The organism is Pseudomonas sp. Z2-11 (genome assembly GCF_054161305.1).
The window spans coordinates 1,815,001-1,838,272 of record NZ_CP096395.1; the positions used below are offsets into that span (position 1 = coordinate 1,815,001).

At 54.3% G+C, this 23,272-nt stretch carries 19 protein-coding genes, 2 tRNA genes, 3 rRNA genes and 2 pseudogenes (1 of these 26 cut by a window edge); 16 read left to right on the forward strand and 10 right to left on the reverse strand.

The window, feature by feature from the left end:
- The 5 genes from M1E16_RS08265 to rrf form a co-directional block, all read left to right on the forward strand.
- A 16S ribosomal RNA gene (locus M1E16_RS08265) occupies window positions 1-227 on the forward strand (it extends 1,312 nt beyond the left edge of the window).
- 123 nt (window positions 228-350) lie between these two features.
- Window positions 351-427: transfer RNA gene (locus tag M1E16_RS08270), tRNA-Ile, on the forward strand.
- Window positions 428-437: 10 nt separating this feature from the next.
- Window positions 438-513: transfer RNA gene (locus tag M1E16_RS08275), tRNA-Ala, on the forward strand.
- Window positions 514-755: 242 nt separating this feature from the next.
- A 23S ribosomal RNA gene (locus M1E16_RS08280) occupies window positions 756-3,647 on the forward strand.
- 164 nt (window positions 3,648-3,811) lie between these two features.
- Window positions 3,812-3,927 (forward strand): 5S ribosomal RNA (gene rrf, locus M1E16_RS08285).
- The 16S, 23S and 5S rRNA genes sit together here with 2 tRNA genes alongside, the layout of an rRNA operon.
- A gap of 94 nt (window positions 3,928-4,021) precedes the next feature.
- Here the strand turns inward: rrf and M1E16_RS08290 are convergent.
- On the reverse strand, window positions 4,022-4,423 hold the full coding sequence (locus M1E16_RS08290) for a lysozyme inhibitor LprI family protein (protein WP_434574251.1): 402 nt from the start codon (window positions 4,421-4,423) through the stop codon (window positions 4,022-4,024).
- 124 nt (window positions 4,424-4,547) lie between these two features.
- Between M1E16_RS08290 and M1E16_RS08295 the strand changes: the two are divergent.
- The 7 genes and pseudogenes from M1E16_RS08295 to M1E16_RS08325 form a co-directional block, all read left to right on the forward strand.
- Window positions 4,548-4,688: pseudogene (locus M1E16_RS08295) on the forward strand (vanillate O-demethylase oxidoreductase VanB); the annotation flags it as partial.
- Between the two features lie 55 nt (window positions 4,689-4,743).
- On the forward strand, window positions 4,744-6,426 hold the full coding sequence (locus M1E16_RS08300; protein ID WP_458128785.1) for a recombinase family protein: 1,683 nt from the start codon (window positions 4,744-4,746) through the stop codon (window positions 6,424-6,426).
- A gap of 623 nt (window positions 6,427-7,049) precedes the next feature.
- Complete coding sequence (locus tag M1E16_RS08305) at window positions 7,050-7,661, forward strand: replication/maintenance protein RepL (protein WP_458128786.1); 612 nt, start codon at window positions 7,050-7,052, stop codon at window positions 7,659-7,661.
- Window positions 7,654-8,043: a hypothetical protein gene (locus tag M1E16_RS08310; protein ID WP_458128787.1), complete on the forward strand. Its 390-nt coding sequence runs from the start codon at window positions 7,654-7,656 to the stop codon at window positions 8,041-8,043. Before M1E16_RS08305 ends, M1E16_RS08310 begins: the two co-directional genes overlap by 8 nt.
- A 96-nt stretch (window positions 8,044-8,139) precedes the next feature.
- Window positions 8,140-8,502, forward strand: a complete 363-nt coding sequence (locus M1E16_RS08315; protein WP_458128788.1) for a hypothetical protein — start codon at window positions 8,140-8,142, stop codon at window positions 8,500-8,502.
- Window positions 8,503-8,828: 326 nt separating this feature from the next.
- On the forward strand, window positions 8,829-9,866 hold the full coding sequence (locus M1E16_RS08320) for a hypothetical protein (RefSeq protein WP_458128789.1): 1,038 nt from the start codon (window positions 8,829-8,831) through the stop codon (window positions 9,864-9,866).
- Window positions 9,867-9,941: 75 nt separating this feature from the next.
- A pseudogene (locus tag M1E16_RS08325) lies at window positions 9,942-10,262 on the forward strand (SRPBCC family protein); the annotation flags it as partial.
- Between the two features lie 489 nt (window positions 10,263-10,751).
- Here M1E16_RS08325 and M1E16_RS08330 read toward each other — a convergent pair.
- Both M1E16_RS08330 and M1E16_RS08335 read right to left on the reverse strand, forming a co-directional pair.
- Complete coding sequence (locus M1E16_RS08330; RefSeq protein WP_458129617.1) at window positions 10,752-11,003, reverse strand: hypothetical protein; 252 nt, start codon at window positions 11,001-11,003, stop codon at window positions 10,752-10,754.
- A gap of 179 nt (window positions 11,004-11,182) precedes the next feature.
- Window positions 11,183-12,130: an AraC family transcriptional regulator gene (locus tag M1E16_RS08335; protein WP_434695439.1), complete on the reverse strand. Its 948-nt coding sequence runs from the start codon at window positions 12,128-12,130 to the stop codon at window positions 11,183-11,185.
- A 199-nt stretch (window positions 12,131-12,329) separates the two neighbouring features.
- Between M1E16_RS08335 and M1E16_RS08340 the strand changes: the two genes are divergently transcribed.
- Window positions 12,330-13,067 (forward strand): SDR family oxidoreductase, encoded by a 738-nt coding sequence (locus tag M1E16_RS08340; RefSeq protein WP_458129618.1) that lies wholly within the window; start codon window positions 12,330-12,332, stop codon window positions 13,065-13,067.
- A gap of 27 nt (window positions 13,068-13,094) precedes the next feature.
- On the forward strand, window positions 13,095-13,352 hold the full coding sequence (locus M1E16_RS08345; RefSeq protein WP_434569274.1) for an Atu4866 domain-containing protein: 258 nt from the start codon (window positions 13,095-13,097) through the stop codon (window positions 13,350-13,352).
- Between the two features lie 46 nt (window positions 13,353-13,398).
- On the opposite strand, the gene inhA is transcribed toward M1E16_RS08345, so the two are convergent.
- A complete protein-coding gene (gene inhA / locus M1E16_RS08350; protein WP_305495952.1) occupies window positions 13,399-14,085 on the reverse strand; it encodes an isonitrile hydratase in 687 nt (228 codons plus the stop codon).
- Window positions 14,086-14,186: 101 nt separating this feature from the next.
- Between inhA and M1E16_RS08355 the strand changes: the two genes are divergently transcribed.
- Window positions 14,187-15,179: a GlxA family transcriptional regulator gene (locus M1E16_RS08355; RefSeq protein ID WP_458129619.1), complete on the forward strand. Its 993-nt coding sequence runs from the start codon at window positions 14,187-14,189 to the stop codon at window positions 15,177-15,179.
- Here the strand turns inward: M1E16_RS08355 and M1E16_RS08360 are convergent.
- The 4 genes from M1E16_RS08360 to M1E16_RS08375 form a co-directional block, all read right to left on the reverse strand.
- Complete coding sequence (locus M1E16_RS08360; RefSeq protein WP_458129620.1) at window positions 15,148-16,050, reverse strand: alpha/beta fold hydrolase; 903 nt, start codon at window positions 16,048-16,050, stop codon at window positions 15,148-15,150. The two genes, M1E16_RS08355 and M1E16_RS08360, sit on opposite strands and share 32 nt — an antisense overlap.
- A 28-nt stretch (window positions 16,051-16,078) precedes the next feature.
- Complete coding sequence (locus tag M1E16_RS08365; RefSeq protein ID WP_458129621.1) at window positions 16,079-16,456, reverse strand: hypothetical protein; 378 nt, start codon at window positions 16,454-16,456, stop codon at window positions 16,079-16,081.
- Window positions 16,457-17,209: 753 nt separating this feature from the next.
- A complete protein-coding gene (locus M1E16_RS08370; protein WP_458129622.1) occupies window positions 17,210-19,033 on the reverse strand; it encodes a glycoside hydrolase family 15 protein in 1,824 nt (607 codons plus the stop codon).
- Window positions 19,026-19,826, reverse strand: a complete 801-nt coding sequence (locus M1E16_RS08375; RefSeq protein WP_458129623.1) for an SDR family oxidoreductase — start codon at window positions 19,824-19,826, stop codon at window positions 19,026-19,028. Before M1E16_RS08375 ends, M1E16_RS08370 begins: the two co-directional genes overlap by 8 nt.
- 158 nt (window positions 19,827-19,984) lie before the next feature.
- Between M1E16_RS08375 and M1E16_RS08380 the strand changes: the two genes are divergently transcribed.
- Window positions 19,985-21,157 carry an MFS transporter gene (locus tag M1E16_RS08380; RefSeq protein ID WP_458129624.1) on the forward strand — a complete coding sequence of 391 codons (1,173 nt, stop codon included), beginning with the start codon at window positions 19,985-19,987 and terminating at the stop codon, window positions 21,155-21,157.
- Between the two features lie 123 nt (window positions 21,158-21,280).
- On the opposite strand, the gene M1E16_RS08385 is transcribed toward M1E16_RS08380, so the two are convergent.
- Both M1E16_RS08385 and tam read right to left on the reverse strand, forming a co-directional pair.
- On the reverse strand, window positions 21,281-22,414 hold the full coding sequence (locus M1E16_RS08385; RefSeq protein ID WP_458129625.1) for a cupin-like domain-containing protein: 1,134 nt from the start codon (window positions 22,412-22,414) through the stop codon (window positions 21,281-21,283).
- 82 nt (window positions 22,415-22,496) lie between these two features.
- Window positions 22,497-23,267 carry a trans-aconitate 2-methyltransferase gene (gene tam / locus M1E16_RS08390; protein WP_458129626.1) on the reverse strand — a complete coding sequence of 257 codons (771 nt, stop codon included), beginning with the start codon at window positions 23,265-23,267 and terminating at the stop codon, window positions 22,497-22,499.
- Between the last annotated feature and the right edge of the window lie 5 nt (window positions 23,268-23,272).

Here is a 23,272-nt window from a genome sequence, read left to right on the forward strand (position 1 = left end):
GCAACTCGACTGCGTGAAGTCGGAATCGCTAGTAATCGCGAATCAGAATGTCGCGGTGAATACGTTCCCGGGCCTTGTACACACCGCCCGTCACACCATGGGAGTGGGTTGCACCAGAAGTAGCTAGTCTAACCTTCGGGAGGACGGTTACCACGGTGTGATTCATGACTGGGGTGAAGTCGTAACAAGGTAGCCGTAGGGGAACCTGCGGCTGGATCACCTCCTTAATCGACGACCGCAGCGGCTCCATGAGCTCCCACACGAATTGCTTGATTCATTGAAGAAGACGATAGAAGCAGCTTTAAGCTCCAAGCTGATAGCTCACAGCTAACAGTTACAAGCTCGAAATTGGGTCTGTAGCTCAGTTGGTTAGAGCGCACCCCTGATAAGGGTGAGGTCGGCAGTTCGAATCTGCCCAGACCCACCAATTTTGTAATGGGGCCATAGCTCAGCTGGGAGAGCGCCTGCCTTGCACGCAGGAGGTCAGCGGTTCGATCCCGCTTGGCTCCACCATAAACTGCTTCTGAAAGCTTAGAAATGAGCGTTCCATCCGTTGGATGATGAATGTTGATTTCTAGTCTTTTGATTAGATCGTTCTTTAAAAATTTGGGTATGTGATAGAAAGATAGACTGAACGTTACTTTCACTGGTAACGGCTCAGGCTAAGGTAAAATTTGTGAGTTCTCTTAGTTGAGAAATTCGAATTTTCGGCGAATGTCGTCTTCACAGTATAACCAGATTGCTTGGGGTTATATGGTCAAGTGAAGAAGCGCATACGGTGGATGCCTTGGCAGTCAGAGGCGATGAAAGACGTGGTAGCCTGCGAAAAGCTTCGGGGAGTCGGCAAACAGACTTTGATCCGGAGATGTCTGAATGGGGGAACCCAGCCATCATAAGATGGTTATCTTGTACTGAATACATAGGTGCAAGAGGCGAACCAGGGGAACTGAAACATCTAAGTACCCTGAGGAAAAGAAATCAACCGAGATTCCCTTAGTAGTGGCGAGCGAACGGGGACTAGCCCTTAAGCTTCTTTGATTTTAGCGGAACGCTCTGGAAAGTGCGGCCATAGTGGGTGATAGCCCTGTACGCGAAAGGATCTTAGAAGTGAAATCGAGTAGGACGGAGCACGAGAAACTTTGTCTGAATATGGGGGGACCATCCTCCAAGGCTAAATACTACTGACTGACCGATAGTGAACTAGTACCGTGAGGGAAAGGCGAAAAGAACCCCGGAGAGGGGAGTGAAATAGATCCTGAAACCGTATGCGTACAAGCAGTGGGAGCCCACTTTGTTGGGTGACTGCGTACCTTTTGTATAATGGGTCAGCGACTTATTTTCAGTGGCGAGCTTAACCGAATAGGGGAGGCGTAGCGAAAGCGAGTCTTAATAGGGCGTCTAGTCGCTGGGAATAGACCCGAAACCGGGCGATCTATCCATGGGCAGGTTGAAGGTTAGGTAACACTGACTGGAGGACCGAACCGACTACCGTTGAAAAGTTAGCGGATGACCTGTGGATCGGAGTGAAAGGCTAATCAAGCTCGGAGATAGCTGGTTCTCCTCGAAAGCTATTTAGGTAGCGCCTCATGTATCACTGTAGGGGGTAGAGCACTGTTTCGGCTAGGGGGTCATCCCGACTTACCAAACCGATGCAAACTCCGAATACCTACAAGTGCCGAGCATGGGAGACACACGGCGGGTGCTAACGTCCGTCGTGAAAAGGGAAACAACCCAGACCGTCAGCTAAGGTCCCAAAGTTATGGTTAAGTGGGAAACGATGTGGGAAGGCTTAGACAGCTAGGAGGTTGGCTTAGAAGCAGCCACCCTTTAAAGAAAGCGTAATAGCTCACTAGTCGAGTCGGCCTGCGCGGAAGATGTAACGGGGCTCAAACCATACACCGAAGCTACGGGTATCACGTAAGTGATGCGGTAGAGGAGCGTTCTGTAAGCCTGTGAAGGTGAGTTGAGAAGCTTGCTGGAGGTATCAGAAGTGCGAATGCTGACATGAGTAACGACAATGGGTGTGAAAAACACCCACGCCGAAAGACCAAGGTTTCCTGCGCAACGTTAATCGACGCAGGGTTAGTCGGTCCCTAAGGCGAGGCTGAAAAGCGTAGTCGATGGAAAACAGGTTAATATTCCTGTACTTCTGGTTATTGCGATGGAGGGACGGAGAAGGCTAGGCCAGCTTGGCGTTGGTTGTCCAAGTTTAAGGTGGTAGGCTGGAATCTTAGGTAAATCCGGGATTCCAAGGCCGAGAGCTGATGACGAGTTACCCTTTGGGTGACGAAGTGGTTGATGCCATGCTTCCAAGAAAAGCTTCTAAGCTTCAGGTAACCAGGAACCGTACCCCAAACCGACACAGGTGGTTGGGTAGAGAATACCAAGGCGCTTGAGAGAACTCGGGTGAAGGAACTAGGCAAAATGGCACCGTAACTTCGGGAGAAGGTGCGCCGGTGAGGGTGAAGCACTTGCTGCGTAAGCCCACGCCGGTCGAAGATACCAGGCCGCTGCGACTGTTTATTAAAAACACAGCACTCTGCAAACACGAAAGTGGACGTATAGGGTGTGACGCCTGCCCGGTGCCGGAAGGTTAATTGATGGGGTTAGCTAACGCGAAGCTCTTGATCGAAGCCCCGGTAAACGGCGGCCGTAACTATAACGGTCCTAAGGTAGCGAAATTCCTTGTCGGGTAAGTTCCGACCTGCACGAATGGCGTAACGATGGCGGCGCTGTCTCCACCCGAGACTCAGTGAAATTGAAATCGCTGTGAAGATGCAGTGTATCCGCGGCTAGACGGAAAGACCCCGTGAACCTTTACTATAGCTTTGCACTGGACTTTGAATTTGCTTGTGTAGGATAGGTGGGAGGCTTTGAAGCGTGGACGCCAGTCTGCGTGGAGCCAACCTTGAAATACCACCCTGGCAACTTTGAGGTTCTAACTCAGGTCCGTTATCCGGATCGAGGACAGTGTATGGTGGGTAGTTTGACTGGGGCGGTCTCCTCCTAAAGAGTAACGGAGGAGTACGAAGGTGCGCTCAGACCGGTCGGAAATCGGTCGTAGAGTATAAAGGCAAAAGCGCGCTTGACTGCGAGACAGACACGTCGAGCAGGTACGAAAGTAGGTCTTAGTGATCCGGTGGTTCTGTATGGAAGGGCCATCGCTCAACGGATAAAAGGTACTCCGGGGATAACAGGCTGATACCGCCCAAGAGTTCATATCGACGGCGGTGTTTGGCACCTCGATGTCGGCTCATCACATCCTGGGGCTGAAGCCGGTCCCAAGGGTATGGCTGTTCGCCATTTAAAGTGGTACGCGAGCTGGGTTTAGAACGTCGTGAGACAGTTCGGTCCCTATCTGCCGTGGACGTTTGAGATTTGAGAGGGGCTGCTCCTAGTACGAGAGGACCGGAGTGGACGAACCTCTGGTGTTCCGGTTGTCACGCCAGTGGCATTGCCGGGTAGCTATGTTCGGAAAAGATAACCGCTGAAAGCATCTAAGCGGGAAACTTGCCTCAAGATGAGATCTCACTGGGACCTTGAGTCCCCTGAAGGGCCGTCGAAGACTACGACGTTGATAGGCAGGGTGTGTAAGCGCTGTGAGGCGTTGAGCTAACCTGTACTAATTGCCCGTGAGGCTTGACCATATAACACCCAAGCAATTTGCTGATCCTGCTCTGGAAACGGAGAAAGGCGCCAGATTGCGGTGTGTGAAGACGAAATGAACCGAAAGTTCGAGTCAAAACCCACAAACTATCACATACCCATTCGCTGGAACGTGACCGCAAGGCACGCGCTGGCTACCGAATTTCTTGACGACCATAGAGCATTGGAACCACCTGATCCCATCCCGAACTCAGAAGTGAAACGATGCATCGCCGATGGTAGTGTGGGGTTTCCCCATGTGAGAGTAGGTCATCGTCAAGATTAAATTCCGAAACCCCTATCTGCTGACGCAGGTAGGGGTTTTGTTTTGCCCGCAAGAAAATTGACCTGAGGACATCCTCTTCGACACCATCAATCAAGCCCCAGGTACCGGGCAGCTCAGGTCTCCTTCTTCGCAGTTGAGGTACGTCTTGAACGCCTCTACTCGCGCCTTCGTCAGGGCTGTAATGCAGTCATTCTGAATCATCGGATAGACGCTCCCCCCTTCGGCACCAGAAGCAGAAAAGCTGCATTCGGCGTCACGGAAGTCAATCCAGGCTCGCTGTGCCTTGACCAGCAATTGCTTGGCCTCGGCATTGTCTTTCAAACGCGCTGTGATCTGTTTGTACAGACTGTTCAGTTCCTTGTCGGCAGCCTTGGTCTCTTGGGCTGCACACTGGTTTATGTCGCCTTGGGTCGTGGCGTTGGTACAAACGTCAGCCTGGACAGCGCCAATGAACAACAGCGGAATCAGGGGCAGCAACAAACGGGTGTACATCATCAATCTCTCCATGAGGGGTAAAAACTGCTGGAGGAGTGTAACCAAACAAGGCGTTGATACAACTTTACGGTTGGCCTTGTGGTCTTACAGGCCTAATGTTGAACACAGGAGGTGACGACCCATGCATCTATCTGATCGTATCGAAAGAAAGATCTTGCTGAAGGCGCCGCGTTCGCAGGTCTGGCGAGCCATGGCCAATGCTGAAGCCTTCGGCCAATGGTTTGGCGTGGATCTCGCGGGCAAGCGGTTTGTTGCCGGTGAGCGCGCTTTATGAGCGCTATAATAGACACATATGGTTCTGTTTAGAGTAGCGAAAAATGACTGTACATATATACAGCTATAAGCGCATATCTTCACGTACACAGCGTGAAGGCACAGGCATTGATAGACAAGAAGCGCTGATTCAAGAGCACTTGGCACGTCATAAGCTTGAACTGACAAGAGAGTTTGTAGATTTAGGCATATCGGGGTTTCGTGGCAAGAACGCACGTATAGGAGCTTTGAAAGAGTTTTTAGATTTAATTTCGCAAGGCGTGATTAAAGCAAATGACATTCTATTGGTTGAGAATTTCGACCGTCTAACAAGAATGAACGGCATTGACGCAACAAAACTTGTCGTTGATATTCTTTCTTCAAAAATCATAATCATTACTCTGGGAGATAATCAAGTATATGATTATCGACAAGAAGACCATTCGAGTATTTTATTTAAAATAAACTTTGTATTAAGTCGAGCGAATGAAGAGAGTAGAATTAAAAAAAATAGGTCGCTGGGAGCGTGGAAAAAGAAGCACAACGAAGCAAAATCTTCAAATAAAGTAATGACAAAAAAACTTCCATACTGGGTGTCTTATGACGAAGAAAGTGAAAAACTTAATCTAATTAAGAATAGAGCAAATGAAGTTAAGCGAATTTTCGAACTGTTAGAGCTATTCGGGTGTGCAAGAACAGCCATAGAAATTAATAAAACTGAAACTGATAAAAAATGGACATTAATAGCAATTCGCCATTTGTCTCGCGCAAAATCCGTTTATGGGTGTCTAGAAATTTACAAAACAAAGACAGAAAATGGTGAAAGTGCGGATTATGAAGAGCTGGAAAATTACTATCCTGCGGTGATTTCAAAAGAAAAATTTTTTAATATCCAAACGAAACTAAACATCAGAGCAGAGACTCACGAAAAGAAAGGTCGAGAAGCGAAAGGGTTTAGGAATGTTTTTAAAGGTGTGATTTTTTGCGAGCATTGCGACACTGCTCTTCATCAGCACTTTACAAAGCGAAAAAACAAAGAGTATATGTATCTACTTTGCGCGAAAAGTTTGGTAAATGCATGCCCTGCGGCTCGTAAAATATTCATACCATATAACTATATTTATGAACCGTTTATGCTTTATTACAAGAATTTTGGTTTGGAGAAAATCATTAGAAAATCTGGCGACGCTCAAAGCCTTATCGAAAGTCGCAACGCATGTAATGCTGAACTTGAAGACAAGCAAAAAACTATTGAGAAAATATTAGAAAGTATTGAGTTGAGTGGCGGTGATATTCCAAAGGTTCTTTTGAGTAGAATTAGGAAAATTGAGACTGATATTAACGGACTGACGAGCAGGGTAGATAACATTGATTTAGAAATTTCAAGGATGAATTTATACGTTGAAGCTGAACAAGCGATTAGCCGTTCTGATATTGATTCGCTACTAGATAATGAAGAGGGAAGAATCAGATTTAATCTGCTTTTGAAAGAGAGTCAAGTACAAATCAGAGTGTTGAAGCGCTTTGAGGACAGTGAGCCCTTTGATGGTCAGGACTTTAAAGACGAACATAAAATGAGCGAGGTTGTAATTAACAATAAATCAAAAGGTTTCGGCGTGAGTTATTACTTTGATAGAAAACACGCTATGCTCGCAGGTGGTACTTACTACTTCTATACCAAAAAGTTGGTTGGAGGATGGAAGACGGATTTTGTACTTCCATTAGGTTCAAGAGCAGATTTTAATTAAGAAGACTCGCCCGAAACGCCGCATAGGCGCGGGCGCTATCTGGACGTGGGTAATTCACCTTGACCCAAAGGGTCAATGTTATGAATGAATCATTAAGAGAGAATAGCCAAATCGCTTTTAATGCTTTTCTGCTTTATTGCTTTCACAAAAAACAAAGTAAATAACGGCAGTTTATGCCGTGTATTTTTTAATTCTTTCTTACGGGTCTTATTAAACCTTAAAAGCCTTACCTCATTACCATCTTAAGCAACCCTCAAAGCCACGTTATACGTGGCTTACAGCCCTTCGATATTGACTAAAAAATCAATGTCCATGTACTTTTTCATCAATGCTCATATACTTTATCATCAATAGTCATTGATTTTTTAATCAATGCTTATGACTTTTTTATCAATACACTTTTACTTTTTAGTCAAGCTCGTTGACTTTTTCGTCAATGACTATTTCGACAATACAATTAACTTCATAATCAATAAATAAACCTCTTGTACTCATTCCAATAAAATAAAATTGCTCATATAGAAATTTTAATTTCAAAAAAGCTAATTATTTTGTCGTTTAAGTCTTTATTTCTAAAATCTAAATGCTACGCTATGGTTATAACTAGCAAAATGAGGAAATAAATGAATGAGTTTATAGATGTTAATAGTGCAAATACTGAACAAGATGATAATTTTAGACCGGCAAATTCTGACAATGCAAAATCTATTGCTGAGCAAGTTAATAGCGCTGTTGAATTAGCAATGTCTGTATTACATAGCAGATATGTAAATGACAAGAAAAACGCAAATGACGATGATAAACAAATCAATGCAAAAGTAACGACTAAAATAGAATTAGATAAAGAAAATTCGTTAAAGAAGGATGTTAAATATTTTTATGGCTTTTCAGAAAATTTATTAAAGCTAGAATTAACACCAACCGAATTTAAGATAATCGTGCACATTTTAGATACGTTAAAATGGGGCAATGTTGTGTCAATGACACAAGCGTCAATTGCAGCAAAAACAAAAATCAGTGCTTCTGTTATAAACAGAAATTGGAAAACACTCATAACTAAAAAAGTATTAATTATTGACGAAAACAATAGCATTTATCTCAATACGAATTTCTTTTTTATCGGACTTTATCAGAAAATGGATAAAGAGCGTCGAGCAGATTTTGAAAAAGCATCGGTTTTTGATGATGTTCAAATTAAGCATATGCATAATTCGAAAGGCATTAAACATGAATGATTTTTTTAAATTCTCGTTTGTGCTGCTTGCATTGTGTATCGCTGTAAATGCGGGATATTTTGAAACGACAAGCAATGTTCCTGCTGGGACTGTAATTGAAAACAAAGTTCCATCAAAGGACAGAATGACAGATAAAGAACGACAAGAGTCTGTAAGAGCTTATCAAGCGGCTGCTCGTGATTGTAAAAACAAAGACACTATTAATGAGCGAGGAAGTACGGCGCTGGAAATAAGCCACAGTTTTAACTTTAAAACAGGAAGTTGTGAAGAGTCAAAAACACTCTGGACAATGCAGGATGGAGATTTTTGGAGAAATCCCGAATATTTAAGTAAAGCCGTTGTTATTAAGACTTATACTTTGCCGACAAATCCATATTACTAAAGTTTTCTATGCCGCAGGTACTGCGGTATTTACTCCCTCCCCCCTTCCCCCCGCTGGGGGGTTAATAATTGTATAATGATAGAAAATACAATTATTATGAATGAGATGGAAATTAGAAAAAAAGCAGAAAATCTTGTTAGTTTGATAAGAGACTTGAAAGTCATCAGTGCATTTCAGATATTATTGAGTAATGCGAATAACATTCAGCAATTACTTTTGTTGATTGAACTTGTCGAGTTGTATCAATCAAGTTCAAAAAATAAAGAGCGAGAAATAATTAATAAAGTGATTTTTCTGGGGCAAGAACGTAGCAATATGACAGAACGTCTTGCGTTGATTTTTATTGTGAACGACCTTGTGCGTCTATTTTTTAAATCTCGTAAAGTGTGTCCAAAATCGACTGTTGATAAACAGCAGATTTTGAACACACGCAGAAATAAATCTTTTAGACGATTTTGATTCTTTGCCTTTGCCTTTGCTTTTGCTTTTGATGTTGGGTTCGAAGGGGTATCCCCTCGCAAATAGGAAGGCGAAGCCGTCAACTCGCAGAGTTGTCCTATCTTGAACACAACCTTTTCGGATGAACAACTATGAAATTTCGTTGTTACGATATGCTACTATAAAAGCATAACAACTTTAAATGCAATGAATAATTTATATTTACTATGCACGAACTGCAAGAAGAAAACACAACATGGTTTGCTTTGGCATACAAACACAGAGTTTGATTTACCAAGATTTTCAATAGTTTGTAAGACCTGTCGAACAAAGTTCGAGGGTTCGATATGAGCATAAAAAATTGGACTGTAACAACAGAGCGTGTCAAAAATAAAGATGTTGGGTTGTCTGAATATGTAAGTTATTTAGTAAGTGAAAAGCACAAAAATCATAAAAACACGACTATCTATACTCTGTTTAACTCTGATGCAAATACGTTTCTTAATAGTACTATTCAAGAAACGATTTCATTTGACGCAAAAAATAAAAAAGGGGGAAGAAAAGTTGAGTCTTTTGCTCAATCTTTTAACTTCATACTACCCCCGCCACATAAACCAACACCTGACGAGTGGAAAAAAATAGCAAGGGATTTGGTCAATACAGTTCACAAAGAGCTAGAGATAGAATCGGACATTAATCAATTTGGCCGGGCGTGTTTTCTGAACATACACGACCAAGCAAATCCGCATTTAAACCTTCTTGTTCCTAGGATTTTTTCAGGGCAGAGATTGGCTGATTTGGATAGAAAGAACGTTCTATCGAAATTGAAATTACAGTTCAATCAATCAGTGTTAAAGCACTGCAATATCGATCATACACATCACAAGCCGTTAAGAACAAACGTGGGCAGGCGCAAGACTGCACAGCGTTACGAGTATGACAAAGCAAAAGAAGAAGCTCAAAACGCTTCAGAACTCATTTTAGAAGCGCAGAACGTAACGACTGTGGCGGTTCTTGCACAGAAAGAAGCAGAGACAAAGCTGAAAGAATTAGAGGTTAAAGAAATTGAGTTAGACAATAAAAAGTCTGAAATAATGCTTGAAAGAGAGAAACTAAGCTTCATCGTAAAAGCATTTAATGATTTTAAGTCGAGTTTGATTCGCTGGGTGAACAGCATAAGAAACGATTCGACGCTTGATGCTTTGATTAACAGGCAAGACGTTGAAGCGAAAGCGAATGAAATTATTGAGAATGATAAGTTCGATGATGATGATGCAAGTCTTGTTGAAAATATGATTAAAGAACAATCAGACAAGTTAGAAAAAGATGAGTATGAGTTTTCTCGACCAACAATTTCATCGAGAAAACCCGAACTGAAAATGTAAGTCCTTTTGCTTGCTTGATTTTCAATCAAGCGAGAAAAAGGGCTCCATAAAGCTTTGTTTGTTAAACCGCTAGTAAAGCGCACCCAAGGGCAGATTACCTATCGGGGTTATGAGCATCTTGTGTGGGATGTCTTGGTGGAGCGTGTCGAACCCGAGCGAGTGTTCTCGTTTCGCTGGCATCCTTACGCTGTGGAGCCGCAGACCGACTATTCCCAAGAGTCCGAGACGCGTGTGCAATTCGAGCTTGAAGACATGGGCGGTGGCACTCTGCTGAAGGTAGTGGAGTCGGGGTTCAATGACATTCCCGAGGCGCGTCGACTCAAGGCTTTCCGAATGGACAGTCGTGGTTGGGATGAACAGATGGCCAATATTGAAGAGTATCTGAACAAGCCGTGATGGATCCCAAGGACCGAAAGCAGGCTTTGAAACGCCGGTTACCTGACCGGCTAAGGGTTTCCGGAAGGGGTGATATGGCGAATGTCTTACACGGCTTGGTAGCTATGTCCTCTGTTTCACTTTGGATCCGACGCGTAATCTAGCCTCATCCACTGAAGCACAGGAAGTGCTCAGGATCAGGGACGATCGACCTTGCAAGGATGGCTACCGACAGGGAGTCGTAATGGTCTTGGAAAAACCCGCTTCGGCGGGTTTTTTTTCGCCTGTAGAAAAGTAGCAGTGGCGCATAGCGAAACGCTTACGTTGCGACGCTGCTTTCTCGTCTTTTTCTGCCTATTGATCCCCTCTAATCTACATCCATCCACTGAGTACAGGGAGTGCTTGGGGTCATGGATGATGGGACCCGGCATGGAGTGCCTGACAGGAAGTCAATCTGGTCCTTGAAAAACCCGCCTAGGCGGGTTTTTTTTCGTCCAAAGAATAGCCCCATCATGCCAGGCGCCGTCCCATGGTGCGGTCAGCACCATCAGCAGCGAGAGTCTGGCCACCGGGAGTACGGTTAGCGCCATCAGCGGCGAGAGTCTGGCCACCAGGAGTGCGATCCGCGCCGTCTGCTGCCACTGACTGCGAAGGCTCTGGCGACTGGGTAAAGAATCGATCCTGTTGCTGGCTTGGCAATGCGAAAACGCTGGCGCTCAGGACAAGGCTGGTAACGGCGATCAAGGAATTGAAAGTTTTCATGGCAATGACTCCGGTCGTATCAAAGGGTTGAGTGCCGGGTCGTTCAGATGTCGAAATCTGCTGAACCCGTTGCAGCCCGGACGGTTGTCTTGCTGCATGGGTTCAGAGTAGGGGCGAGGTGGCTAGGGTCGTTAGTCGGATACTGCCCTCGGTTTGCCTGATCCTGTTTGTATGCAGAATCAGGCGCTGCTCGCTTGCAACGCCTGGGCGCGAAGGCGAGCGATGTCCTTGCTCGGTGAGGCACCGAATAGACGGCTGTATTCACGGCTGAACTGCGAGGGGCTCTCGTAGCCCATCTTGTAGCCGATTGACGAAACATCGCTGTTCTCCGCCAGCAGCAGTCGTCGGGCTTCCTGCAGGCGTAACTGCTTCTGGTATTGCAGCGGGCTCATGGCGGTCACGGCCTTGAAGCGATGATGCAGTGCCGAGGGACTCAGATTGATCATCTGCGCCAGGCTGTCGATGCTCAATGGTTCGGCGTAATGGGTGTTAAGCCACTCGATGGCGCGGCTGATGCGGTGGGTCTGGGTGTCAGGAATAGCGATTTCGTGCAGCCGCCTGCCCTGGGCGCCCCGCAACAGTCGATAGAAAATCTCTTTCTGGGCCAGTGGCGCGAGGGTGGCGATGTCGTCCGGGCTGTCGAGCAGTCGCAGCAAACGCAGCATTGCGTCGAGCAGCGGCTCGTCGATGCGGTCCAGGAACAATCCGCGATCGGCTCTTTCGCTCGGTACGCCAATTGGGCTGGCATCGGCGATCAACTGGCAGATCTGTGCCGGGTCGATGTCCAGGCGTATGCACAGGTACGGTTGCTCGGGGCTGGCCTCGATCACCTGGCCGGCCAGCGGCAGCGTCACAGAGACCACCAGGTAATTGAGCGGATCGTAAACGTAGCGCTCGTCAGACAGCGTGACTTCCTTGCGCCCCTGGACAATCACGCACAGCCCGGGCTTGTGCACAACGTGCAAGGCCTCGGTGGGTTGATCGCTGCGGATCAGGTGCAAGGCCTCGATGGCCGTTGCGTGGACACCATATTCCGGTGCGAAGCGCTTCATCAGGTTCGCCAGCTCGGCGCGACGCTGATCTACGCCGTTAATGGGCGTGATGGTGATGGACGTGGATACCGACATGCGGATCAATCTCCCTGGCCAATTTAATGGATCGCGCTAGTAAAGCTGATCGCAGCCGTAACGACCAGAGGCGTTATCGTTACAGGATCGTGCAAATGCGCAGGAGAATCCGGCTAACCGAAGCGCCTGACACCCTCCTAATCTGGACCTGTCAAAACGCTCCCACCGGGGGCCAACGCATCCAGACGAGGAAACCATCATGTCCGATATTCAAAACAAAGTAGTGGTCATCACTGGCGCCAGCAGCGGGATTGGTGAGGCGGCAGCACGGTTGTTGGCGGCCCGCGGGGCTTGCGTGGTGCTTGGCGCCCGGCGCGTGGAGCGCTTGCAAGCGCTGGTGCAGGAACTTGAAGCCGCCGGTCACCGGGCTGCCTGCAAAGTCGTGGACGTGACCCGTCGCGACGATGTCCAGGGCCTGATCGATTTCGCCGTCGAGAAATTCGGCGGGCTTGACGTGATCATCAATAACGCCGGCGTCATGCCGCTCTCCAAGCTTGAGGCGCTGAAGGTCGAGGAATGGGACCGCATGATCGACGTCAACATCCGTGGCGTGCTCCACGGCATCGCCGCCGGCCTGCCGTTGATGCAGCGCCAGCGCAGCGGACAGTTCATCAATATTGCCTCCATCGGTGCGTACACCGTCAGCCCGACTGCCGCTGTGTACTGCGCGACCAAATTTGCCGTACGGGCGATTTCCGAAGGCCTGCGCCAGGAGGTGGGTGGGGATGTCCGCGTGACGGTGATTTCCCCCGGCGTGACCGAGTCGGAACTGGCGGAAAGCATTTCCGACGAAGGCGGACGGGCCGAGATGCGTGAGTTCCGCAGGATCGCCATCCCCGCCGAGGCCATCGCTCGGGCAATTGCCTATGCGATCGAGCAACCGGCAGACGTGGACGTCAGCGAATTGGTGGTGCGGCCGACGGCCAGCCCATTTTAAAACCTGGCGACCACTAGGAGACGTCCCGTGAGAAAGGCATTTGGAGATCAGGACAAATTCGTCGGCCTGTGGGTGACGGCCGATGGCGTGATTCGCCATCGGTTGCTTCCGGGCGGGCGCTACGACGAAGCGCGGGGCACTCGGGAGAGTGCCTATGAGGGCGACTATTGGCTGCAGGACGACCATATCGAATACCACGACGATACGGGTTTCACCGCCGACGGGGATTTCCGCGATGGCGTGCTGTATCACGCCGGAATGGTCCTGTATCGCCAGGAAGAATAGGTCATCCAGCCAGGCACCGGATTGCTGTGCCTGGCTGAACCTGCCGCTACGCTGATTCCAAGCGTGCCGCAGCCCGCTGGGTGATCTGCGAGCGCACCCGGAACGATTCCGCCGAACGCCGGTTGGCCTCTTCGAGCACCAGCGTCGGCGCGGTGTCCGGGGAACCTGCGGCGAACGGCGGAGCCGGTGCGTATTCCAGCTGCAGTTGGACCAGCTCGGCGGTGTCCTGGTCGAACAGCTCGGCCGCCAGGGTCAAGGCAAAATCGATTCCCGCGGTGATGCCGCCACCGGTAAGCAGGTTGCCGTCGCGGACCACACGGTCCTTGACCGGCGTCGCCCCCAGCGGCTGCAACAAACTGTGGAAGGCCCAGTGGGTGGTGGCGCGCTTGCCGCGCAACAATCCCGCCGCGCCGAGTACCAGCGCACCGGTGCACACCGAGGTGATGTATTTGGCGTGAGTGGCCTGGCGTTTGATGAAGGCCAGGGTCTGCTCGTCTTCCATCAACGGACCGACGCCGCTACCACCGGGGACACAAATGACGTCGAGCTTCGGACAGTCCTCGAAGGTGGTGGTTGGCAGCAGGACCAAGCCCGTGCTGGAGGTAACCGGCGCCAGGTCTTTCCAGATCAGATGCACTTTCACATCTGGCAGCGAAGCCAGCACGTCAAAAGGCCCGGTGAGGTCCAACTGCTGAACCTGGGGGAATAACAGAAAACCGATCTGCAACGTCATGTCGCTTGCTCCTTTGGATGATTGCCCGAGGGGGTGGACGGTTTGACTTTAGACTCGTAGGATCTGGCGTATTCGCCAATAAGCCCTCGAATCACGCCAATATGCCAAACACAGCAAAAACCGTTCATGTGCTGGCCTTCGCCAACGTACAAGTGCTGGATGTCACCGGACCTTTGCAGGTATTCGCCTCGGCCAATGATCTGGCCCGCGGGCAGGGTTTGCCGGCGCCGTATGCGCCGACCGTTATTGCTGCGGGTGGCGGGGCGGTGATGTCGTCGGCGGGGTTGGCGCTGATGGCCGAACCGCTGCCCAGCGAGGGCAGCGATACCTTGTTGATCGCCGGCGGTTGGGGCGTGTACGAGGCCGCGAAAGATCCTGCGCTGGTGGCCTGGGTCAAGGACCAGGGAGCGCGTTCGCGAAGGGTCGCATCGGTGTGTACCGGGGCGTTTCTGCTGGCGGCCAGTGGCTGGCTGGACGGACGACGGGTGGCGACCCATTGGACCCGTTGTGAACAACTGGCCCGGCAACATCCAGAACTGCGGGTCGAACCCAATCCGATTTTCATCAAGGATGGTTCGGTCTGGACCTCGGCTGGCGTCACGGCCGGCATTGACCTGGCGTTGGCGCTGGTCGAAGAGGACCTGGGCCGGGCGATGGCGCTGGAAGTCGCGCGGCATCTGGTGGTGTTCCTCAAGCGCCCCGGGGGGCAGTCGCAGTTCAGCGCTACTTTGGCGTTACAGGAGCAGGGCGGTCGTTTCGATAAACTGCACGCCTGGATCGCCGAAAACCTCACTCGCGACCTGGGCTTGTCGAGCCTGGCCGTCGAGGCCGGTATGAGCGAGCGCAGCTTTGTCCGTCATTACCGCGCCGAGACCGGCCAGACCCCGGCCCGTGCGGTGGAACTGATCCGCGTGGAAACTGCCCGGCGGCTGCTCTGCGACAGTGCGGTGCCGATCAAGCGCGTCGCCCTGCAATGCGGCTTCGGCAGCGAAGAAACCTTGCGTCGCAGTTTTCTGCGGGGCATGGGCGTGACGCCCCAGGCTTATCGCGAGCGGTTTGCGCTCAGCCCTCAAGCAAATCCAGCAATGCCTTGAGCGTGGCTTCAGGTGCTTCCTGAGGAATGTTATGGCCGACGCCGGCCAGTACGCGGCGCTCGTAGCGTCCGGTGAAATGCGCGGCATCTTCGTCGTGCTCGGGCGCGGGTCCCACGCCGTCATCGGCACCGCACAGGGAAATACTCGGCACGCTGATGGCCGGTTGCGCCGCCAACTGTTCCTCCATCCATTCAAGCGTCGGATCTCCCGGCGCGTACATGAAGCGATGGCGATAGGAATGAATCACCACCTCGACAAAATCCGGGTTATCAAACGAAGGCGCGCTCAGCGGATACAGCTCCGCACCGCGCGCCCAGGTCGGCGACCACAGGCGCCAGAGCAATTGGCACAGCTCGCGTCGGTTCTGCTTCAGGCCTTCGACGCCTCGGTCGGTGTGGAAGTAATACTGATACCACAAGCGGTATTCGGTTTCCGGGGCCAGTGGCTGGGTTGATAAAGGAATATTCTGCAGGTTGTAGCCATCGCCGGTGACTAGGCAGCGAACGCGCTCGGGCCACAACGCGGCGACAATGCACGCGGCGCGGCCACCCCAGTCATAGCCGCACAGCGCTGCCTGGGGAATGTCGAGTGTGTGCATCAGGTCCAGCAGGTCCTGGGCCAGTGCCGCTTGCTGGCCGGAGCGGGCAATCGCGGGATTGTTGAAACGGGTCGGGCCGTAGCCGCGCAGGTACGGCACGATGACTCGATAACCGTGTTGAGCCAAGGGCGGCGCAACCTCGTCAAAGGCCCGCGGGTCGTAGGGAAAACCGTGCAGCAGGATAATCGGCTCGCCGCTGGCGGGGCCGTGTTCCTCATAGGCGATGCGCAGCAGCGGCGTTACCGCGAAATTGATCTTGGGCGCAGATGTCATGTCGGTCTCCGGCTTCACTCGGTTGGGGTCAGGCGGGTTCCTGGTTCACATATTTGGCCCGGTCTGGCGTGAATGTCACGATCATGTTCGTGTTGGAGCAGGTCAGGGTACGTTCCTGGGCCAGGTCGATGTCCAGGTCTTCGCCGCGCAGGCCCTGCCATTGGGCCAGGTACTTGAGACAGCCGAACTTGGCGGTCTTCTTCAGGCTGCGGCTGACCCCGCCTTTCCAGCCCAGCACCGGCAGCTCTCCGGCGAGACAACGTTGCGCCAGTTCAGGGAACCTCTGCGCCCGGTCGCGGCCGACTTCCCAACATTTGATCAAGCCCTTGTCCGGGCCGTCCCAGAGTTCTTCGCGGCTCAGCCCGGTGCGGGGTTCGGTGGTGATGGGACGTTGGATATGCGTCATGGTCGGGTCCTTGAGTCGGGTTCTTATCGGGCAGCTCCGCTGCACCCGTGAGTGCATCGATCTTAGGAGAGGGGGGCGGGGCTGGCAACAAGGAGTCACTCAAAGGCGTTTAGCTTTGGCGAAAAGCAGATCCCCCGTGGCGAGGGAGCTTGCTCCCGCTCGGCTGCGCAGCAGTCGTCGTTTTTCAATCCGGAATTTTTGGGGTCGCTGCGCAACCCAGCGGGAGCAAGCTCCCTCGCCACAGGGGTGGTGGTCCTTACAAAAAATTTGGCGAATCAGAATTTTCCGACGAGTCGTGGCGGTTGGTGGTTCGGAAGTTGTTGGGGATAGGCTTTGGTCGTCGCTGCAAAATCAGCGACCGGGCTTGGTCGTCCGGGTTTAGAATGGCGCATTGTCTGCTTTATGGCTGACTGTGCGTGGGAGGGCTGCGGGCCCTGCCGGGTATCCATTCCCTGGTCGACCAACCTGCGCATAGTTCGCCACCCTCTGCTTGGTCGCGGAAATGGCGAACTCCACCGCTGGGGCTCAGCAGTTGATCGAGTTGGGAATACTGCTGGCCAACCGAGCGCTGGATAACGTCGAACTGGCGGAGCCACCGCGCTAGCCCGAACACCGCAGGCCCACTGTGGCGAGGGAGCTTGCTCCCGCTCGGCTGCGCAGCAGTCGTCGTTTTTCAATCCGGAATTTCTGGGGTCGCTGCGCAACCCAGCGGGAGCAAGCTCCCTCGCCACGGGGGATAATCCAAATTTCCCCTCACGGCTGCCAATGATTTTTCTCCCCGCTCAACCTGCGGTCCAGGAAACTCGCCGCGCTGATCAGCGCCAGATGGCTCAGCGCCTGGGGCAGGTTGCCCAAGTGATAACCGTGGCTGTCGAATTCCTCGGCATACAGCCCAAGCGGATTGGCGTAGCGCAGCAATTGTTCGAATTCCAGTTGGGCTTTCTCCACGCGGCCGGCGCGGGCCAGGCACTCGACGTACCAGAACGAGCAGGCGACGAACGAACCTTCGGTGCCACTGAGGCCGTCAATGGAGCCGTCGTCGGTGCGGTAGCGATAGACCATGCCGTCGCGTACCAAATCTTTTTCGATGGCGTCCAGCGTTGACAGCCAGCGCGGGTCGCGGGCACTGACGAAGCGCACCAGCGGCATCAGCAGCATCGAGCCGTCAAGGGCGGTGCTGCCCAGGCGCTGGACGAAGTGCTGGTGTTCGTCATTCCAGAAATTCGTCCAGATGTCTTCATAGATGGCCTGTCGAGTCTCGTCCCAACGCGCGAACGGGGCGGGCAGCGAACGTTTGCTCGCCAGGCGGATGGCACGGTCCACCGCCACCCAGCACATCAGCCGCGAATGCAGGAAATGCTGCTCCTCGCCGCGCATTTCCCAGATGCCCACGTCCTTGTCCCGCCAGATTTCGCACACTTGGTCGACCACATCGACCGTGTGTTTCCAGCCTTGGTGGGAGATGGCTTCGCCGTATTTGTTGACCAGGTACACCGCATCCATCAACTCGCCGAAGATGTCCAACTGCACCTGCTGGTAGGCGAGGTTGCCGATGCGCACCGGTCGCGCGTTGTCGTAGCCGCTCAGGTGCGTCAGCTCGGTTTCCGGTAGTTCGAGCCGGCCGTCCAGGCCGTAAAGAATGTTGAGCTTGGTCGGTTGTTCGCGGCAGTCGCTCACCCGGCCGCGCAGCCAGCGCATATAGGCGTTGGCTTCGTCGACAAAGCCCAGGCGCATGAACGCGTAGACGGTGAACGAGGCGTCGCGGATCCAGGTGTAGCGGTAATCCCAGTTGCGTTCGCCGCCGCGTGTTTCCGGCAGGCCGAAGGTGGCGGCGGCGAGGATCGCGCCCTGTTTGCGCGAGGTCAGCAGCTTCAGCGCCAACGCCGAGCGGTTGACCATTTCCCGCCAGCGGCCACGGTAGTTGGATTGGCCGATCCAGCCGCGCCAGAACGCCAGGGTTCTCTCCAGGCACAGGGCACTGGTGTCGTCCACCAGGCGCGGGTCGTCGATGCCACCCAAGAGAAATTCAGCGGTCTGGCCTTGGCCCAGGGTGAACTCGGCCACCGCCGCCTGGCCATCCAGGGTCATGGGCTGGTCGGCGCACAGGCGCAGGCTCGGTTGCTGCGGGGCCTCGAAGATGACGTGGTCGCCGTCCTGGCGCGCGGTAGTCGCGGCGCGTGAATAATCATGGCGCACCGCGCAGCGCATGCGAAACGTCGCGCTGCCGACCGTCATGCGCACCCGGCGCATCAAGACCGGCAAATCATCCTCGCTGTCGCCAATGGGCAGCAGATCGGTGATCTCCACCACCACGCCATCGCTCAGCCAGCGGGTCTGCAGGACATTGGTGTCGGGCAGGTAGATTTGCTGGCGACGGGCATCCGGCAAATCCGGAGCAAGCTGGAAGATGCCCGCCTCAGGGGTGTCGAGCAGTGAGCAGAAGATCGACGGGCTGTCGAATTCCGGCCAGCAGAAAAAATCCATGCTGCCCCGATCGTTGACCAGCGCCGCCGTGCGCATGTCACCGATGATGCCGTGGTTCTCGATCGGGCTCTGCGGTTCGTCATGATCAGCCATTGCCGCGGAACCCCGGATAGAGGCTCATCCCGCCATCGATGAACAGCGTGGTGCCCACCACATAATCGGACAGGTCCGACGCCAGCCAGACCACCGCGTTGGCGACATCCTCCACATTGCCGACCCGGCCGTAGGGAATCAGCTGCAACAGCTCCTGTTCCTTGTCGCCCTCCATGGCTTCACGGTTGATGGCCGTGCGAATGGCGCCGGGGGCGATGCTATTAATGCGGATGCGCTGATGACTGGTTTCCTGGGCCAGGGTCTGCATGAGCTGATCGATGCCGCCCTTGGACGCCGCGTAATTGACGTGGCCCGCCCAGGGGATGCGCTGGTGCACCGAACTCATGTGGATAATCTTGCCGGCGGCCCGGGACACACCCTGGCGGATGCCCTGGCGGTTGAAAATGCGCAAGGCCGCGCGGGCGCAAAGGAACTGGCCGGTGAGGTTGACGCCGATGACGGTGTTCCAGTCGTCCAGACTCATGTCGACGGCGGCTGCGTCTTTTTGCAGGCCGGAGTTGGCGACCAGGATGTCCAGCGCGCCGAACGCGTCTACGGTCTGGGCGAACAGCCGCTCGACGTCCTGCTCCTTCGACACATCGGCACCGATGGCGATGGCTCGGCCGCCGCTGTCGTTGATCTCGCGGGCCAGGTCTTCGGCGGGGCCGGCGCTGGAATGGTAATTGAGCACCACGGCGGCACCGGCCGCCGCCAGTGCCCGGGCCGCACCGGCGCCAATGCCGGAGCTGGCGCCGGTGACCAGAGCAACTTGTCGGGCAAGAGAAATCTGCATGGGATAGCACCTTGAACTGAGGGCCTTACTTGCTGACTGACGACAGGCGCGCAGAGTTCATTAGCAGGCGCAAGTCTTCACATTTCACCCACAGTTTTGCGCTTTCCCCGGCACCGTCCTTTGTGGCAAGTTGCAGGCCCTTGTTGAGGCGGCATCCCATGGCAAATCCTTATCGTGAACTGTTCAGCGCACCTGGCAGCTGTGGCTTCGTGCTGGCGGGAATGATCGCGCGCATGCCGATATCGATGACCGGGATCGGCGTGATCACCATGCTTGCGCAGCTCAAGGGCGGCTATGGATTGGCCGGCGCGGTGGCGGCGACGTTTGCCCTGGCGACGGCGTTCTGCGCGCCGCAGGTGTCGCGGCTGGTCGACCGTTTTGGCCAGGGGCGGGTCTTGCCATTAGCGGCGCTGCTGGGTGGCGGGGCGTTGCTGATGCTGCTGTTGTGCACGCGCTTGCAGGCGCCCCAGTGGACGCTGTTCCTGTTCGCCGCCCTGGCCGGTTGCATGCCCAGCATGTCGGCCATGGTGCGGGCGCGCTGGACCGAGGTGTATCGCGGCCAGCCGCAGCTGCGCACTGCCTATGCGCTGGAGTCAGTGTTGGACGAGGTCTGCTTCATCGTCGGACCGCCGCTGTCGGTGGGGTTGTGCGTGGTGGCGTTCCCGGAGGCCGGGCCGCTGGCCTCGGTGTTACTGCTGGCGATCGGCGTGACGGCGTTTGTCCTGCAGCGCGGCACCGAGCCGCCGGTGCACCCGCATCAGGCGCATCACCAGGGTTCGATCATCAGCTCAAGCGACGTGCTTTTGCTGCTGCTGTTGATGGTCGCCATGGGCGTCATCGTCGGGGTGGTGGACGTAGTCAGCGTGGCGTTCGCCCAGCATCAGGGGCAACCGGCGGCGGCGAGCATCGTGCTGTCGGTCTATGCCATCGGCTCGTGCCTGGCCGGCCTGGCGTTCGGCGCGCTGCGTTCGAAGTTGCCATTGCCGCGATTGTTCCTGTACGGCGGGGTGGCGACGGCGCTAACCACGCTGCCGCTGTTGTTGGCGAGCAATATCCTCGGGCTGTCGCTGGCGGTATTTGTCGCGGGGTTGTTCTTCGCGCCGACGCTGATCGTCGCCATGGCCCTGGTGGAACGCATTGTGCCGCCGGCGCGGCTCACCGAAGGCCTGACCTGGCTGGTGACCGGGCTGAGCATCGGCGTGGCCATCGGCGCGGCCGGCTCGGGTTGGCTGGTGGATACGTATGGCGCGCGCAGTGGTTTCTGGTTGGCGATTGCGGCTGGGGCAGTGGTGCTGGGAGCGGCGGTGCAGAGTTATCGCCAGCAAAAATAAACGCACACCTTCTTGTGGCGAGGGAGCTTGCTCCCGCTGGGTTGCGTAGCGACCCCAAGGTTTGCGCCTGCTGCGCAGTCGAGCGGGAGCAAGCTCCCTCGCCACGAAAGCAAGCTTCGGACGCTACCAACCCCGCCCCGAATTCACCCAGAAATTCACTGACAGCGAAGTGGCCACCGATTCCACCTGATGAAACCAGCCCTCCGGCAAAAACAGCAAATCCCCGGCCTCCAGCGTCACGCGCATGAACGTGACGTCACGGGCGTGGGGGAAACGCTCATAGTCCGGCGCGTCCGGGTTGAAGTCGCAACCGTCCAGCCCGCCCTGGGGCGCGGTCGACCAGGTGCCCAGGGCCTCGCGGTGGTGGGGGGCGGCGAGGGTGAAGGTTTTCTGGCCCCAGACCTGGGCGAACAGGTTGTCGGTGTCGTCGCGGTGTAGCGGTGTGAGGGTGCCCTTGGGGCCGATCCAGATGCGCGGCGGAATGAACAGTGACGGATCGAAGTAGGGCGGGTACTTGATCAGCTCCATCAGCTGCGCCGGCAATATATTGTTGCCCATGTAGGCTGGCGGCTCGCCGTCCGCACCCTTGGCGGCCGGGTTGTCGAGGGACTCGATGAAGTCGGCCATGGATGTCGAGCGAAAATCGCGCTCGGTGGAAAAGGTTTTTTTCACGTAGTCGCCGTGGCGGGTGATGCCTTGCAGTTGGGCAAAATGCACCAGGGATTCTTCCCGGCTGAGCTTGAACAAGGGCCAGTCCTGCAGCGCATCGCTGATCACCAGCGGAATGCCATGGGGCAGGTAGCGTGCCTGGAAATCCCTCACCGACAGTTCGCTGCGCGGCCGCCGCTCGACGCTGCGTTGGGTCGGCAGGCTCGCGGTGAGGGTTTCGCTGAAGCGCGGCGGGGTCGGGTAGCGTTTGTTCATGTCGACCTTTTCCACCGGGCGATTGCCATGGCGGGCGTGATCGATGATCTGCGGCAGCAACGTCGCCAGGCCCATGTTGCCGCCGATCTTCAGGCGACCGCTGGCGAACAGTTCCTCGACATTGGCCAGGCCGGCCATGATCTCGAGAAAATCCTTTTCCGCGATTTCGATGGTCACGTCGGGGCTGCTGTGCCGACCAGCCTGGGTGTGGCTGCTGGCTTTGACCTCGGACCAGTACGCCTGATGCGGGCCGAACACGAATTGGAAAACGCCGTCGATACCAACGGCGCCGGCGTTGGCGAACAGTTTGCCCAGGATGGTTTGCAGGTCCACGGCGGTCACTCTTGTGGGTTTTGGTCTTAGCAGGTAACGAGGGCCCGGATCAGAAATTTAGCCCTCGCGCCTGACCATCGCCCTAGCGTGTCGCGACGATGAACACCCTCGGGAACGGCAGCAGGACCGACCCATCGTCCAGGGCCGGATAGGCCTGTTCGATGGCCTTGAGGTATTGCTTCAGATAGTCCTCGCGCTGCGCTTCGTCCAGCGGCTCGAGGAATGGCCGCAGGCCGCTGCCCTTGAACCACTCCACGACCCCTGATGCGCCGCCGGCCAGCGGGTGATGGTAGGTGGTGCGCCACACATCGACGCGGGTGCAGTGGGGTTTGAGGATCGAGTAATAAGTGCTGGCATCCTCCACCTCGGTCCGCGAATCCGCCGCGCCGGCCAGTTGACTGGCCCAGGGGCCGCTGGCGGCGATGTCACGCATCAAACGGTGGGACGGTTGGTGCAGGGTGTCAGGCATCTGGACCGCCAGGCTGCCGCCAGGGGCGAGTTTGTCCACCAGCGACGGCAGCAGGGTGGCGTGGTCGGGCAGCCATTGCAGCACGGCGTTGGCGAAGATCACGTCGAAGGGGCCGCTTTCGTTCCAGCGCCCGATATCGGCGGTGTCGAATGTCACGCCGGGCAAGCGCTTACGGGCCGCTTCGACCATGTCGGCGGAACTGTCCAGGCCACGCACCGTTGCGTCGGGAAAGTGATCGACCAGCAGTTCGGTGGAGTTGCCGGGGCCGCAGCCCAGGTCGATGACCTGACGCGCCTGTACCGGCGGGATGGCCGCCAGCAGATCGCGGGACGGGCGGGTGCGTTCCTGTTCGAACGCGACATATTGTTGGGCGGACCAGCTCATTGTGT

What these genes read in the sequence shown, in the direction of transcription:
- M1E16_RS08335 (WP_434695439.1), bottom strand. Translation starts at nt 12,130, where the DNA reads ATGTCGGTATCCACGTCCATCACCATCACGCCCATTAACGGCGTAGAT.
- M1E16_RS08340 (WP_458129618.1), top strand. Translation starts at nt 12,330, where the DNA reads ATGTCCGATATTCAAAACAAAGTAGTGGTCATCACTGGCGCCAGCAGC.
- M1E16_RS08320 (WP_458128789.1), top strand. Translation starts at nt 8,829, where the DNA reads ATGAGCATAAAAAATTGGACTGTAACAACAGAGCGTGTCAAAAATAAA.
- M1E16_RS08305 (WP_458128786.1), top strand. Translation starts at nt 7,050, where the DNA reads ATGAATGAGTTTATAGATGTTAATAGTGCAAATACTGAACAAGATGAT.
- M1E16_RS08360 (WP_458129620.1), bottom strand. Translation starts at nt 16,050, where the DNA reads ATGACATCTGCGCCCAAGATCAATTTCGCGGTAACGCCGCTGCTGCGC.
- M1E16_RS08375 (WP_458129623.1), bottom strand. Translation starts at nt 19,826, where the DNA reads ATGCAGATTTCTCTTGCCCGACAAGTTGCTCTGGTCACCGGCGCCAGC.
- inhA (WP_305495952.1), bottom strand. Translation starts at nt 14,085, where the DNA reads ATGACGTTGCAGATCGGTTTTCTGTTATTCCCCCAGGTTCAGCAGTTG.
- M1E16_RS08290 (WP_434574251.1), bottom strand. Translation starts at nt 4,423, where the DNA reads ATGTACACCCGTTTGTTGCTGCCCCTGATTCCGCTGTTGTTCATTGGC.
- M1E16_RS08380 (WP_458129624.1), top strand. Translation starts at nt 19,985, where the DNA reads ATGGCAAATCCTTATCGTGAACTGTTCAGCGCACCTGGCAGCTGTGGC.
- M1E16_RS08355 (WP_458129619.1), top strand. Translation starts at nt 14,187, where the DNA reads ATGCCAAACACAGCAAAAACCGTTCATGTGCTGGCCTTCGCCAACGTA.
- M1E16_RS08315 (WP_458128788.1), top strand. Translation starts at nt 8,140, where the DNA reads ATGAATGAGATGGAAATTAGAAAAAAAGCAGAAAATCTTGTTAGTTTG.
- M1E16_RS08365 (WP_458129621.1), bottom strand. Translation starts at nt 16,456, where the DNA reads ATGACGCATATCCAACGTCCCATCACCACCGAACCCCGCACCGGGCTG.
- M1E16_RS08370 (WP_458129622.1), bottom strand. Translation starts at nt 19,033, where the DNA reads ATGGCTGATCATGACGAACCGCAGAGCCCGATCGAGAACCACGGCATC.
- M1E16_RS08330 (WP_458129617.1), bottom strand. Translation starts at nt 11,003, where the DNA reads ATGAAAACTTTCAATTCCTTGATCGCCGTTACCAGCCTTGTCCTGAGC.
- M1E16_RS08300 (WP_458128785.1), top strand. Translation starts at nt 4,744, where the DNA reads ATGACTGTACATATATACAGCTATAAGCGCATATCTTCACGTACACAG.
- M1E16_RS08310 (WP_458128787.1), top strand. Translation starts at nt 7,654, where the DNA reads ATGAATGATTTTTTTAAATTCTCGTTTGTGCTGCTTGCATTGTGTATC.
- tam (WP_458129626.1), bottom strand. Translation starts at nt 23,267, where the DNA reads ATGAGCTGGTCCGCCCAACAATATGTCGCGTTCGAACAGGAACGCACC.